The sequence below is a fragment of the Tepidiforma thermophila genome, from assembly GCF_002563855.1.
Classification (GTDB): Bacteria; Chloroflexota; Dehalococcoidia; order Tepidiformales; family Tepidiformaceae; genus Tepidiforma; species Tepidiforma thermophila.
Window position 1 is genome coordinate 871,762 of the sequence record NZ_PDJQ01000001.1, and the last position, 12,839, is coordinate 884,600.

Genomic DNA, 12,839 nt, shown 5'->3' on the forward strand with positions numbered 1-12,839 from the left:
ACCGCGGGACGCAGGAGGCCATGCCGAAGTACATATTCGTCACCGGCGGCGTCGTCAGCTCAGTCGGCAAAGGCATCACCACCGCCAGCCTCGGCCGAATCCTCAAATCCCGCGGCATCAAAGTCTCCATCCAGAAGCTCGACCCCTACCTCAACGTCGACCCCGGCACCATGTCCCCCTACCAGCACGGGGAGGTGTTCGTCACCGTCGACGGCGCCGAAACCGACCTCGACCTCGGCCACTACGAACGCTTCATCGACCAGGACCTCACCGCCGCCTCCTCCGTCACCTCCGGCCAGGTCTACCTTGCCGTCCTCGAACGCGAACGCCGCGGCGACTACCTCGGCGGCACCATCCAGCAGGTCCCCCACCTCACCAACGAAATCAAAGCCCGCATCTATGGCGTCGCCGAGCAGACCGGCTGCGACGTCCTCATCTGCGAAGTCGGCGGCACCGTCGGCGATATCGAAGGCGAAACCTTCATCGAAGCCATCCGCCAGATCCGTCACGAACAGCCCCGCGATGCCACCCTCAGCGTCCACGTCTGCTTCCTCCCCTGGGTCGGCGCCACCGGTGAACTGAAGACCAAGCCCACCCAGCACTCCGTCCGCGAACTCCGCTCCAAGGGCATCCAGCCCGACGCCATCGTCCTCCGCGCCGACCACCCCGTTCCCCGCGACATCACCGATAAGGTCGCCCTTTTCTGCGACGTCGAGCCCCGCGCCGTCATCCCCATGGAGACGGCCGACACCATCTACGAAGTCCCCATCACCCTCGAAGAACGCGGCCTCGGCGACTTCGTCCTCGACCGCCTCGGCCTCGAAGGCCAGCGCGACCTCGCCGAATGGCGCGACCTCGTCTACCGCCTCAAGCACCCGCGCCGGGCCGCAGAAGTCGCCGTCGTCGGCAAGTACGTCGAACTCCGCGATGCCTACATCTCCGTCAAAGAGGCCCTCGTCCACGCCGGCATCGCCCACGAGGCCGAGGTCGCCATCCGCTGGGTTCCCGCCGAGGCCCTCGAAACCCGCGACCCGGCCGACCTCCTCGCCGGCGTCGACGGCATCGTCGTCCCCGGCGGCTTCGGCGAACGCGGCTGGGAAGGCAAAATCCGCGCCGCCGAATACGCCCGCACCACCGGCACGCCCTACCTCGGCCTCTGCCTCGGCATGCAGGCCCTCGTCACCGAATTCGCCCGCCACGCCTGCGGCCTCGTCGGCGCCAACAGCACCGAGTTCGACCCCGAAACACCCCACCCCGTCATCAGCCTCCTCGAAGAGCAGCACGCCGTCGTCAACCTCGGCGGCACCATGCGCCTCGGCGCCTACCCCTGCCGCCTCCTTCCCGGCAGCCTCGCCCGCCGCGCCTACGGCACCGACCTCGTCCGCGAGCGCCACCGCCACCGGTGGGAGTTCAACAACGCCTACCGCGCCCGCCTCGAAGCCGAAGGCCTCCGCGTGAGCGGCACCTCCCCCGATGGCTCGCTCGTCGAAATCTCCGAAATCTCTGGCCACCCCTTCATGCTCGGCACCCAGTTCCACCCCGAACTCCAGAGCCGGCCGAACCGCCCCCATCCGCTCTTCCGCGAGTTCATCGCCGCCGCCCTCGCCCGGCGGGCCGCCGGCGCCGCCGCCCCCGCCACCGCCTGAGCGCCCGCGCCTACTCCAGGTGCAGCGCCCGGCGCACGTCCGGGTTCTGCAAATCCAGCTCGAACGTCTTGTACTGGTACGTCTGCCCCGTCTCCGGCGAATGCCCCGTCCGCTCCTCGCCGACCCGCAGCACACCCCACGAGAGCATGCTGTTCACGAGGTTCTTCACGTCCGACTCCTCGCGCCGCACCACCGGCTTCAGCGTGTCCACGATCCGGTTGAACGTCAGCCACCCGACCCCCGGCTTGTTCCGCTCGTCGTGGATCGCCACGATCACCGCCCGCCGCTGCTCCTCGGTCAGGTCGTTGTAGTTGAATTTGGCGTAGTCGTACTTCGCCAGCTCCTGCCCCACGTTCCGCGGCCGCTCGATCGCCTCCGTCCGCTCATTCGGCAGGAACAGCCAGTCCGTAAAGTCCGCGTTCACCATCATCAGCAGCCCGCTCTCGTGCAGCGCCCGCGCGAAGTCGCCCGCCCGGCCGCGCGCCAGCCGCTGGAAGTCCGCCTGCGGCATCCGCTTCTGCAGCTCCTGCCCCACCAGCGAAAGCGGCAGGTCGCGCCCGTTCGTCCGGAAGTCCTCCACAATCGCGAGGATCTGCTTCAGCACCTCGGCGACCTCCCGCGGCTCCGCCGAGACCGGCCCCTTCGCCTGCGCCAGCTCCAGCGCCCGCGCCGCCGCCGCGGCCAGCCGCGGCTCGATCTTCTCCACCGCCGCCGGCTCCCTCACCGGCGTTGCAGCAGCACGGTCGACCTCCGGCTCCACGTCGAGGTCGTAGTACAGCACCACGTCGGCCTGCTGCACGAGCTGCGCCGAGGTCGCCCACGACACCCCGATCACCACCACCCGCTTTCCCCGCGCCCGCAGCAGCATCACGACGTGGAAGAAGCTGTGGTCGCCCGAGGCGATCACAAACGTCCCGATGTTCGGGTAGAGGTGGCTCGCCTCCACGCAGTCGACCGCCAGCTTCACATCGACCGAGTTCTGGATGCGCGCCTCGCCCTCCGCCGTCGTGTACCGCCGGGTGAGCACGTACACCGGCTCCAGCCCCGCCGTATACAGCGACGCCGGGTCGCCCGCCTGGACCGGGTCCATCCAGTCCGCGTACGCCCGCGCGTAGGCCACCCGCCCGAACCGCTCCGCCGCCTCCCGCAGCGCCGTCACATTCGGACGACGGTTCCGCTGCATCAGGCTGAACTTCAGGTTCTCCCAGTCGACGAGCAGCGCGACGTCATCGTGCCCGGGCCCATTTCCGCCATCCCGCATGCCGCGATCGTAGCCGAACTTCCCGCCGCCCGCTGTGCACCGTGCCTCCCGGCAGCCCCCGGCCCCGCCGCAACCGCAAGCCCGCATCCGGCCCCACCCGCTCCCCCGCCGCCCATCCGCATTCCCCCGCATTTTTCCGTGTCGACGCGCACGGCCGCTCCGAATGTGGTAGTGTGAACGAGCCGAATCCCGGCCGCGCCGGGAACGGGGGACCCATCACCTGGGGTGCATCCTTCCACAGCGAAGGACGGCGACTTCCGACGCCGAACCCGTCAGCTAACCCCGTAGGCGTTCGGAGGAGCCTCTGCCTCCTCTGCGACCCGGAACCAGGCGGGCCCTCCCGCCCGCCGCCAGCACACAGGAGGTACGCGCAGTGCAGTACGCCATCTCCCCGTCCACCATCCTTCCCCGCAAGACCGTCTACCGCGAAACCGAGCTCAACCTGGCCCGCATCCGCGAGGCCGCAACCAGGCTCCGCTCCTGGGCGCTCGTCTCCGGCGAGCGGATCGTCGGCCTCCCCTTCATCCGCGTCAGGTCCGACCTCCTCTGCGAGGTCCATCTCCCCGTAGACGGCAACGTCCAGCCCCACCCCCAGACCGGCGTCTTCGCCCACACGGCGCCCGAATCACCGGCCGTCTCCCTCCGCGTCGTCCGCTTCGACGAGCTCCGTGCCGTCATTCGCGAGCTGAGCGGCGAAATCGCCGTCGATTGCGGCAGCGCCGGCCCGGTCGAGTTCCATCCCTCCACCGCCGAGTTCACCCACGGAACGCTCCTCTGGCCCGTCCACCGGCTCTCTCCGGCCCTCGCGCCGGCCGTCGCCATCCCGGGGCGCCGCACCCTCGAGGCGGCGTCATGAGGATCCCCCGCGGCGCTCGCGCCGCCGGGGCCGCCGCCGTCCTCGCCGCCAGCCTTGCCTTCGCAGCCTGCGGCGGCGATGACAACGATGACCCGACACCCACGCCCGGCAGCACCGAGACCCCGGCCGCTGCCTCGCCTACCGCCGCAACCCCGGGCGCGTCGCCCACACCCGCGGCAACCACCCCGGCCGCCACCCCGACGCCGGTCGTCTTTACGCCCACTTTCACCTGCACCAACCCCATCACACCCCTCCAGGCCCGCCTCAACCGGGGCCAGCAGGTCGAACTCCAGGGCCGCGTCTTCGGCGTCATGGACCGCAACAGCGATGCCGTCCTCGCCGTTGGCGCCCCCTTCGATGCCCTCCTCCGCGTCGAGGTCATCGTCCCATCCGGCAGCCGCCAGAACTTCCCGGCCGATCCGCTCCTCGGCTTCGCCAACCGCGACATCTGCGTCCGCGGCACCATCGAAGAAATCGGCGGCATCCTCACCATCGCCGCCACCAGCCCCTCCGAACTCACCGTCGTCGACTAACCCGAAAGGAGCCGGCCGATGACCATATCCGCCATCACCATCGCCCGCCAGGTCGGCACCGGCGGCGAAGAGGTCGCCGCCATCGTCGCCGAGCGGCTCGGCTACCGCCTCCTCGACTACCGCATCGTCCAGGAAGCCGCGCTCGAAGCCGGCGTCTCCCCCGAGACCATCGCCGAGGCCGAGCGCCGTCCATCCTTCTTCGCACGCATCATCGAAGCGCTCGCCCGCACCCCTTCCGCGGCCTCGCTGCAGTGGGGCGAGCCGCTCAACATCGACGCCACCCCCATCCTCACCTCCGCCGACTATCGCCAGCTCATCCAGGACGTCGTCGAAGACTTCGCGAATCACGGCCGCGTCGTCTTCCTCGGCCACGGTGCCCAGTTCATGCTCAGGGCCCGGCCCGACGTCCTCCGCGTCTTCATCACCGGCAGCGAAGCCGCGCGCGTCCGCCGCCTCATGGCGCAGGCGCGGCTCGACGAAACCGCCGCCCGCGCCCTTGTCCAGCGCACCGACCGCGAGCGCGTCGCCTACTTCCGTGAATACTTCGGGGCCGAATGGCTCGACCCCGCCAGCTACGACCTCACCGTCTCCACCGACCGGCTCGCGCCGGAAGCCGCCGCCCGCGTCATCCTCTCCGCCGTGGAGCTGCGGAACCCGGTCCCCGCCTGAACGCTCGACCCAGTCACTGGCTGTGCCTAGTCTGGGGTGCGAAGCACACCGCTTCGCACCCCAGCTGCTGTTCCGGAGGCCCCCTTGGACTGGTGGCGCATCGTCCATGTCCTCTCCCTTATCTGGCTCGGCGCCGGCCTGGGCGCCACCTACCCTCTCATCCTCCGCGCCTGGGCAACCAAAGAGCTCCGCACCCGCGCCACCCTCCTCATCGAAGCCGCCAACAACGAAACCCGGGTCCTCCTGCCCGGCGCCATGGCCAGCGGCATCACCGGCTTCTTCTGGGCCGTCGCCGCTGAGTACAACTTCATCAAAGACGCCTGGCTCGGCATCCTCACCCTGCTCTACATCTTCTTCTACTTCGTCTGCCTGCCCCTGCTCGGCTTCGGGCTCCGGAGGGCCAGGCTCGCCGCCCTGGTCGCCCAGAAAAAAGGCGAAGAGACCGAAGAACTCCGCCAGGTCCTCGAAGACCGCGTCCCCATCGTCTTCGGCACCATCCTCGTCCTGAGCGTCCCGCTCCTCGCCTGGCTCGCCGTCTTCAAACCGTTCTAGCGCCCCGGTCAGAACACCAGCGGCTCGCTGCCCGGCCTCGCCGACCCCGGGTCGCATGCCGGGCTCCGCTCCACCCACCGCAGCAGGTCTACCGGGTCGAACGGCCCGATCGCGTCCGCCTCGCCCGGTGCAAACAGCACCGGCCTGCGGTGCGCATCGCCCGGCGGAAGCCCTGTCAGCTCCGCCCGGTACACCAGCGCCAGCTCCCAGCCGTCGGCATCGAAGGGGAAGCTCAGCACATCGGCAACTTCGAGCGCTGAAATCGCCCCGTCGCACCAGTCATCGGCCAGCGCTGCCGCCGTCTCGTACGGGTTCGCCCCGTACTCCATCACCGTCCACGGCAGCCATCGCCCACGCACACCCGGGGCCGTCACCTCGAAGACCGTCAGCCGGCCCTCAAACACCGGCACAAGGTACACCGCCACGTGTGCGCCGCCCGGCGTAAAACCCGCCTGCGGCCGCCCGAAGTACGCCTGGCGCATACCGCGATTCTGCCCCTGGCCAGCCCGCCTGTCGAACCGGCCCGCCTCAGGACAGGATCCCCGCGAACGTCCCCTCGTCGATCGGCCCGACCGCGGCCAGCACCGCCTTCCCCGGGTCCAGCACCTCCCGCCCAACGTCCAGCAGCTCGTCCAGCGTCACAGCATCGAACCGCGCCACCACCTCGTCCACCGTCAGCACCTTCCCCCGCAGCAGCTCCTGCGACCCCAGCCACCCCGCCACCGAGCGGGTGTCCTCCATCCGCAGCTGGATCCGCCCCTTCGCCATCTCTTTCGCCTTCTGCAGCTCGGCCGGCGGCACGCCCTTAAGCAGCTTCACCGTCTCCTCAATCGTCGCCTCCGCCGTCACCCGCGCGTTCTCCGGGTCGCACCCCGCGTAAATCGTCAGCGAACCCGCATCCCGGAACTCGCTCGTGTAGCTGTGGATGTCGTACACGAGCGCCCGCTCCTCCCGCAGCTCAAGGAACAGCCGGCTCGACATCCCCTCGCCGAGGAGCATGTTCAGCAAACTCACCGCAAACCGCCGGTCGCTGTCGAGGGGCACGCTCGGGAACGCGAAGCAGAGGTGCGCCTGCTCCGTCGCCTTCTCCCGCACCCGCACCCGCGGCGCCCCGTTGCGCGGCACCACCGGGTACCACGGCCCCGGCTCGGCCGGCGCAAGGGCCCCGAGCCACTGCTCTGCTGCCGCCACCACCTCCGCATGGCGCACATTCCCCGCCACCGCGAGCACCATGTTCCCCGGCACGTACTGCCTCCGGAAGTACCGCACCACCGCCTCCAGCGGCAGCGCCTTCACGCTCTCCGGCGTCCCGCCGATCTCCCGCCCCAGCGGCTGCCCCGGCCAGAGCGTCTCATCCACCAGGATCGCGCTCAGCTCCGCCGGGCTGTCCTCCACCCCTGCCAGCTCCTCCAGGATCACCGCCCGCTCTTTCTCCAGCTCGGCCGGGTCCATCACCGGCTCCGTCACCATGTCCGCGAGGATGTCGACCACCGTCAGCGCAGCCGTGTGCGGCACCTTCGCGTAGTACAGCGTCGCCTCCCGGTCCGTCGCCGCATTGTGCACCCCGCCGACCGACTCGATCGCTTCCGAAATCTCCCGCGCCGTCGGCCGCCGCGATGCCCCCTTGAAGAGCATGTGCTCAAGGAAGTGCGAAAGCCCCGCCTCCTCGTCACGCTCATACCGGCTGCCCGCTCCGACATAGACGCTTACCGTCGCCGAGCGCGTGTGCGGCAGCTCGGCCGTCACCACGCGCAGGCCGTTTTCGAGAACCGTTCGCTGATGCATCGACACTCCCGTGCCCGCCCGGGCACCAGCCCCGATCCTACGCGCCGCGCCCGCTTCCCGCGAACCGCCCGCGAAACCTGTTCGTAACACCGGTGCAATTCGCACGAAACCCCGGCTCCCTACCCTGCAACCGACACGCAGGGCCTCCCGGCTTTCGCCCCGGCGCCGAAACAGAAGCTTCATATCGCAGCCCCTCGCTGCGCGTGGCCGTAGCCGGCGCCCGGGCGACAATCGGAAGACCCGCCGACCATCACCCCGAGGAGTGCGATGACCCCCGAAGAAATCAAAGCCTACTGCGAACAGAACGGCGTCCGCTTCGTCGACGTCAAATTCGTCGACCTGTTCGGCCAGTGGCAGCACATCACCCGCCCCATCCGCGAACTGAACGACTGGACCGACTACAACCGCTCCCCCTGGCGCACCGGCTACGGCTTCGACGGCTCCTCCATCCGCGGCTTCCAGAAGATCGAGGAGTCCGACATGCTCCTCATCCCCGACCCGGACACTGCATTCATCGACCCCTTCATCGAAGTCCCCACCCTCTCCGTCATCGCCAACGTCGAAGACCCCGTCACCCGGCAGCCCTACACCCGCGATGCCCGCCACATCGCCCAGAAGGCTGAGCAGTACCTCCGCGAAACCGGTGTCGGCGATACCGTCTACATCGGCCCCGAACTCGAGTTCTTCATCTTTGATGAGGTCCGCTTCGCCAACCAGATGCACGCCGCCTCCTACATCGTCGACTCCGACGAAGGCATCTGGAACAGCAACGCCGAAGCGACCCTCCGCGGCGACCTCAACCAGGGCTACCGCCCACGCGTCAAAGGCGGCTACTTCCCCGTCGCCCCGCACGACACCCTCACCGACATCCGCAACGAGATGGTCGAGGTCATGGAGGAGTGCGGCATCCAGGTCGAACTTCACCACCACGAAGTCGCCACCGCCGGCCAGGCCGAAATCGACATGCGGTTCGATACCCTCACCCGCATGGGCGATAAGGCCCTCCTCTACAAGTACATCGTGAAGAACGTCGCCCGCCGCAACGGCAAAGTCGCGACCTTCATGCCCAAGCCGCTTTTCGGCGATAACGGCTCCGGCATGCACACCCACCTCTCCATCTGGAAGAACGGCATCAACCTCTTCGCGGGCGAGGAGTACGCCGGCATCTCGAAGATGTGCAAGCACTACATCGCCGGCCTCATCCGCCACGGGCGCGCCCTCATGGCCATCGCCGCCCCCACCACCAACAGCTACAAGCGCCTCGTCCCCGGTTACGAAGCCCCCGTCAACCTCGTCTACTCCGCCCGCAACCGCTCCGCGGCCTGCCGCATCCCCCTCGTCAGTCCCGACCCGCGCCAGAAGCGCGTCGAATTCCGCCCGCCGGACCCCTCCGGCAACCCCTACCTCACCTTCGCGGCCATCCTCATGGCCGGCCTCGACGGCATCATCAACGAGTGGGACCCCGGCGAGCCGCTCGACAAAATCAACCTCTTCGACCTCAGCCCCGAAGAGCTCGCCAATATCCCCACCGTCGCCCAGTCGCTCGATGGCTCCCTCCGCGCCCTCGAAGAAGACCACGAGTTCCTCCTCAAGGGCGGCGTCTTCACCGAGGACGTCCTCGAGACCTGGATCGCCTACAAGTACGAAAACGAGGTCGACCCCATCCGCATGCGCCCCCACCCCTACGAGTTCGAACTCTACTTCGACGCGTAGGCGGCCCGCCCCGCCTTCCAGCCGCACCACGGCGGCGCCCCGCACCGGGGCGCCGCCGTTTTTCTTCAGCCGCGCCGGCTGCTACTGTTCCCTGGTTCACAAGCTCCCGGAGACCGCACGTGCAGCGCACCATCGCCTTCCTGCTTTTCGACGGCGCCGAAGAACTCGATTTCGTCGGCCCATGGGAGATGTTCACGCTTGCCGGCGAACTCCGCCCCGGTGAAGTCCGCTGTTACACCGCCAGCGAAACCGGCGCCGTCGTCACCTGCGCCAAAGGGCTCCGCGTCCTCCCGGATTGCACCTTCGACGATGCTCCGGCCGCCGATGTCGTCATCATCCCCGGCGGAATTGGCACCCGCCGCGAGCGGGACAACCCGGCCATGCTCCGCACCATCGAACGCCTTCGCTCCCACGCCGCAGTGCTGGCGTGTGTCTGCACCGGCGCCCTCGTCCTCGAGCGTGCCGGCCTCCTCGATGGCCGCCGGGCCGTCACCCATCGGGTCGGGCTCCCGATCCTTGCCCGGAATCCCCGGGTTACCCTCGTCGAGGGCGCCCGCTACGTCGATGAAGGCGACATCATTACGGCCGCCGGCGTCTCCGCGGGCATCGATATGGCGCTCTACCTCATCCACCGCCTCTGGGACGACGATCTCGCCCGCGCCGTCCGCGACGCCGCCGAGTATTACCCGGAGCCCTGGGACTAACCGGCCGCCGCCCCCAGCAGCGCCTCCGCCGCAAGCCGCTCCTCCCCGTACGGGTCCCGCTCCAGCCGGCTCTCCGCGTCGAACACCATCGTCGGCCGCGTCGCTTCGTCGTACGGCTCCCACCGCCCGATGCCCGGGTGCGAGGGGTCGCCCGTCCGCGCAAACGCAATCCACGCGTCCATCATGTTCGCCGAGAGCCGCTCAACCTCCGGGCCCGTTCCGGCGAAACGGTCCTGCCCCGGCGAGCCCAGCGTCCCGAACACAAACGGCATCTCCAGCGCGTGGCACGCCCCAAGCGCGCCCCGCCGCGCCGGCGAGGCGTAGGTGAACAGGTACACGTACGTCCTGGTCTCATGCGCCCGCTGCGCCAGCGCCAGCCGCTGCGCGTTCGCCCGGAACATCCCCTCCGACGAGATGGCGTCCAGCACGTCCAGGTTCTCCGCCGGCAGCCCGCGCCGCCTCCGGCTCTCCCGCACCGCAGCAATCGCCGTCCGCACGGCCTCGCTGCCCGCGCCCGGGAACATCCCCCCGACCGCCCGCTCCAGCCCGGCATCGTCCAGCGGCGCCCGCTCCTGCAGGGCCGTGAACAGCTTCACCTCATCCCGGTTCGTCCCGATCAGCACCGGGATGCCGGCCGCCGCCCCCGCCCGCACCGCCTCGAACGGCTGCACCGGCAGCGTCTCCCCGTCCACCATCGGCGCGAACAGCAGCGTGCCGAACCCCCGGCTCGCCGCGACCTTCGCCTGGGCCTCCAGCAGCCGGTCGGCATCGACCGTGAGCAGCCCCTCCGCTGACGGCAGCCCCGCCGCCTCGACGACCCGGTCGACCACCTGCCCCGCGCCCGCGGCGTCCATCGCCCGCCCGGCCCCGCTCTGCAGGATCGCTTTGTGGAACAGCCCCCTCGCGGCCGGCATCGCCAGCAGCGTCCCGACCGATGCCGCCCCCGCCGATTCGCCGAAAATCGTGACGTTCCCCGGGTCGCCGCCAAAGGCCGCAATGTGCTCATGGACCCACCGCAGCGCCGCGACCGCGTCGAGCTGGCCGCAGTTGTTCGCCAGCCCGCGCCCGGGCACCCGGGTGGAAGGATGCAGGTAGCCGAACGCCCCCAGCCGGTAGTTGATCGTCACCACCACGACGTCGCCGCGCCGCGCCAGCGGCCCGCCGTCGTAGAGCGCCTCCGCGCCGCTCCCGTGCGTGAACCCGCCGCCGTGAATCCAGAACAGCACGGGCCGCCGCCCGCTGTCGCACGCCGGCGTAAAGATGTTCAGGTACAGGCAGTCCTCGCTCTGCGGGCCGCTCGCAGCAAAGCCCGGGATCGGATGCCCGGTCTGCCGCGCTGCCGGCCCGGGCCGGGTCGCGGGCCGTGTGCCCGGCCACGCAATGGGCGGCATCGGCGCCTTCCACCGGAGCGGCCCGATCGGCGCCGCCCCATACGGCACACCAAGGAACGCGGCATGGCCCTCCCGCGGAACGCCCTGCAGCCGCCCGAAACTGGTCTCCACGACCGGCATGCCTGCGGCTCCCCTGTCGAAATTGCCCGGCATTCTATCCGGCACCCGCGCGATGTGGTTGCGCTGTCAAGAAATCGATGAACTTCCGCAAAAATCCGGTTGAAGCCGGGGCGTCGCGCCAGCCCGGGAACCGAAACACAACGGGGACGGCGCCCGCCGTCCCCGTCACTTCAGATCCGGACCTATGCCCGGGTGCCCTTCCAGGTCCCGGAGCCGAACGCCCCGAACTGCACGGTCCCGCCGATCGTGTCGCCGTCGACCGTGCCGCTGAAGGTCAGCTCCATCGGCCCCATCGCGCCGTTGAACATCGTCTTCCAGCTCACGTTGTTCCCGTCGACCGTCCCGCCCGAGAACTCCTGCGAGCCCCGCTCGCTCCCGAAGGTGCCGCTCAGCGCGTTCCCGTCGGTCTTCAGCGTCAGCTGCGCCGGGCGCTCGCCCATCGGCGTCGAAAGCGTGATATTCCAGGTGCCGTCTACGGCCATCGTGCTTGCTCCTTGGTGCGCACTCAAAATTCCGAGCGGCATTCGGAAGCGAAAGCCGCTGCGGTTAGCCGCACCCTAGCCCGAACGGCATGAACGCGTCAACTCCGTCACTCCGCAACCAGCACGATCTTCCCGAAGTTCGCATTGGTGGCCATGTACGCGTGCGCCTCGGCCGCATCCCGCAGCGCGTACACCCGGTCGATCACCACCTTCACCCGCCCGCTCGCGATGTGCGGCAGCACGCTCTTCTCAAACGCCCGCGTGGCTGCCGCCTTCTCCTCCATCGGCCGCGCGCGCAGCGTCGTCCCCCGCACCTGCAGCCGCTTCTGCAGCAGCACCCCGAGGTTCGTGCTCGCTCCCGTACCGCCCATCAGCCCCACGACCACCATCCGCCCCTTCACGGCCAGCGCCCGCAGGTTCCGCTCCCAGTACTCCGCCCCAATCACGTCGAGAATCACATCCACCCCCTTCCCTTCCGTGGCCCGCAGCACCTCCTCGGCGAAGTCCTGCTCCCGGTAGTTGATCCCGAGGTCGAGCCCCAGCTCCGCTGCCCGCGCCAGCTTCTCCGCGCTGCCCGCCGTGCCGGCCACCAGCGAAGCGCCCATCACCTTCGCGATCTGGATCGCCGCCACGCCGACCCCGCTCCCCGCCGCATGGATGAGCACCCGCTCCCCGGCCACGAGCCCGCACTGCAGCAGCGCATCATGCGCGGTGATGAACACCTCCGGTGTCGCGCCAGCCTCCTCCCACGAGAGGACGTCGGGCACCTTCACCGCCAGCCGGTAGTGCGTCGCCACCAGCTCGGCATAGCCCCCGCCCGCCAGCAGCCCCATCACCCGGTCGCCCACGGCGAAGCCCTCGACCCGCTCGCCCACCGCGATCACCTCGCCCGCATACTCCAGCCCGGGAATCTCGAACGCCGGCCTGGGGCCCGGCTGCGGGTAGCCGCCCATCCGCTGCAGCAGGTCGGCCCGGTTCAGCGCCGTCGCCCGCACGCGGATGAGCAGGTCCTCCGGCCCCGCGACCGGGTCCGGCACCTCGCGGTACTCCAGCACCTCCGGCCCGCCCGGCCGCGTAATCACCACTGCCTTCATCGCTTCTCCCCCGCGCGAAACGTCGCCGCCGAT

13 protein-coding genes and 1 riboswitch are annotated in these 12,839 nt (G+C 69.7%); of the genes, 7 read left to right on the forward strand and 6 right to left on the reverse strand.

What is annotated here, in order from left to right:
* The first annotated feature begins 20 nt into the window (after positions 1 to 20).
* Positions 21 to 1,646: a CTP synthase gene (locus A9A59_RS04140; RefSeq protein WP_098503073.1), complete on the forward strand. Its 1,626-nt coding sequence runs from the start codon at positions 21 to 23 to the stop codon at positions 1,644 to 1,646.
* A gap of 10 nt (positions 1,647 to 1,656) precedes the next feature.
* Here A9A59_RS04140 and A9A59_RS04145 read toward each other — a convergent pair whose 3' ends face one another.
* Positions 1,657 to 2,907 (reverse strand): NYN domain-containing protein, encoded by a 1,251-nt coding sequence (locus A9A59_RS04145; protein ID WP_165772488.1) that lies wholly within the window; start codon positions 2,905 to 2,907, stop codon positions 1,657 to 1,659.
* 170 nt (positions 2,908 to 3,077) lie between these two features.
* Positions 3,078 to 3,213: riboswitch (cyclic di-AMP (ydaO/yuaA leader) on the forward strand.
* 67 nt (positions 3,214 to 3,280) lie between these two features.
* On the opposite strand from A9A59_RS04145, the gene A9A59_RS04150 reads away from it, so the two are divergent.
* The 4 genes from A9A59_RS04150 to A9A59_RS04165 all read left to right on the forward strand — a co-directional run bounded on the left by A9A59_RS04150 (position 3,281) and on the right by A9A59_RS04165 (position 5,517).
* The gene (locus A9A59_RS04150) at positions 3,281 to 3,763 is read left to right on the forward strand and encodes a hypothetical protein (RefSeq protein WP_098503075.1); all 483 of its coding nucleotides are present in this window, start codon (positions 3,281 to 3,283) and stop codon (positions 3,761 to 3,763) included.
* Positions 3,760 to 4,296, forward strand: a complete 537-nt coding sequence (locus A9A59_RS04155) for a hypothetical protein (protein ID WP_098503076.1) — start codon at positions 3,760 to 3,762, stop codon at positions 4,294 to 4,296. The genes A9A59_RS04150 and A9A59_RS04155 overlap by 4 nt, the downstream gene beginning before the upstream one ends.
* An 18-nt stretch (positions 4,297 to 4,314) precedes the next feature.
* A complete protein-coding gene (locus A9A59_RS04160; protein ID WP_098503077.1) occupies positions 4,315 to 4,965 on the forward strand; it encodes a cytidylate kinase-like family protein in 651 nt (216 codons plus the stop codon).
* 84 nt (positions 4,966 to 5,049) lie between these two features.
* Complete coding sequence (locus tag A9A59_RS04165) at positions 5,050 to 5,517, forward strand: DUF2269 family protein (RefSeq protein ID WP_165772489.1); 468 nt, start codon at positions 5,050 to 5,052, stop codon at positions 5,515 to 5,517.
* A gap of 8 nt (positions 5,518 to 5,525) precedes the next feature.
* On the opposite strand, the gene A9A59_RS04170 is transcribed toward A9A59_RS04165, so the two are convergent.
* Positions 5,526 to 5,999: a hypothetical protein gene (locus A9A59_RS04170; RefSeq protein ID WP_098503079.1), complete on the reverse strand. Its 474-nt coding sequence runs from the start codon at positions 5,997 to 5,999 to the stop codon at positions 5,526 to 5,528.
* Positions 6,000 to 6,045: 46 nt separating this feature from the next.
* Positions 6,046 to 7,302 (reverse strand): M16 family metallopeptidase, encoded by a 1,257-nt coding sequence (locus tag A9A59_RS04175; RefSeq protein WP_165772490.1) that lies wholly within the window; start codon positions 7,300 to 7,302, stop codon positions 6,046 to 6,048.
* A gap of 267 nt (positions 7,303 to 7,569) precedes the next feature.
* Between A9A59_RS04175 and glnA the strand changes: the two genes are divergently transcribed.
* Both glnA and A9A59_RS04185 read left to right on the forward strand, forming a co-directional pair.
* Positions 7,570 to 9,015, forward strand: coding sequence for a type I glutamate--ammonia ligase (glnA, locus tag A9A59_RS04180; protein WP_098503081.1), 1,446 nt, complete (start codon positions 7,570 to 7,572; stop codon positions 9,013 to 9,015).
* A 119-nt stretch (positions 9,016 to 9,134) separates the two neighbouring features.
* Positions 9,135 to 9,719 (forward strand): DJ-1/PfpI family protein, encoded by a 585-nt coding sequence (locus tag A9A59_RS04185; protein ID WP_278286785.1) that lies wholly within the window; start codon positions 9,135 to 9,137, stop codon positions 9,717 to 9,719.
* Here the strand turns inward: A9A59_RS04185 and A9A59_RS04190 are convergent.
* From A9A59_RS04190 to A9A59_RS04200, 3 genes are all read right to left on the reverse strand, one after another.
* Positions 9,716 to 11,230, reverse strand: coding sequence for a carboxylesterase/lipase family protein (locus tag A9A59_RS04190; protein ID WP_165772491.1), 1,515 nt, complete (start codon positions 11,228 to 11,230; stop codon positions 9,716 to 9,718). The two genes, A9A59_RS04185 and A9A59_RS04190, sit on opposite strands and share 4 nt — an antisense overlap.
* A gap of 182 nt (positions 11,231 to 11,412) precedes the next feature.
* Entirely contained in the window at positions 11,413 to 11,712 is a 300-nt protein-coding gene (locus A9A59_RS04195) for a hypothetical protein (protein WP_098503083.1), read from the reverse strand.
* Between the two features lie 107 nt (positions 11,713 to 11,819).
* Positions 11,820 to 12,806, reverse strand: a complete 987-nt coding sequence (locus A9A59_RS04200; RefSeq protein ID WP_098503084.1) for an NAD(P)H-quinone oxidoreductase — start codon at positions 12,804 to 12,806, stop codon at positions 11,820 to 11,822.
* Between the last annotated feature and the right edge of the window lie 33 nt (positions 12,807 to 12,839).

Bases quoted from the DNA above. Each gene is read 5' to 3' on its own strand.
- A9A59_RS04140 (WP_098503073.1), top strand. From the start codon at position 21: ATGCCGAAGTACATATTCGTCACCGGCGGCGTCGTCAGCTCAGTCGGC.
- A9A59_RS04170 (WP_098503079.1), bottom strand. From the start codon at position 5,999: ATGCGCCAGGCGTACTTCGGGCGGCCGCAGGCGGGTTTTACGCCGGGC.
- A9A59_RS04160 (WP_098503077.1), top strand. From the start codon at position 4,315: ATGACCATATCCGCCATCACCATCGCCCGCCAGGTCGGCACCGGCGGC.
- A9A59_RS04175 (WP_165772490.1), bottom strand. From the start codon at position 7,302: ATGCATCAGCGAACGGTTCTCGAAAACGGCCTGCGCGTGGTGACGGCC.
- A9A59_RS04200 (WP_098503084.1), bottom strand. From the start codon at position 12,806: ATGAAGGCAGTGGTGATTACGCGGCCGGGCGGGCCGGAGGTGCTGGAG.
- A9A59_RS04195 (WP_098503083.1), bottom strand. From the start codon at position 11,712: ATGGCCGTAGACGGCACCTGGAATATCACGCTTTCGACGCCGATGGGC.
- A9A59_RS04190 (WP_165772491.1), bottom strand. From the start codon at position 11,230: ATGCCGGTCGTGGAGACCAGTTTCGGGCGGCTGCAGGGCGTTCCGCGG.
- A9A59_RS04145 (WP_165772488.1), bottom strand. From the start codon at position 2,907: ATGCGGGATGGCGGAAATGGGCCCGGGCACGATGACGTCGCGCTGCTC.
- A9A59_RS04155 (WP_098503076.1), top strand. From the start codon at position 3,760: ATGAGGATCCCCCGCGGCGCTCGCGCCGCCGGGGCCGCCGCCGTCCTC.
- glnA (WP_098503081.1), top strand. From the start codon at position 7,570: ATGACCCCCGAAGAAATCAAAGCCTACTGCGAACAGAACGGCGTCCGC.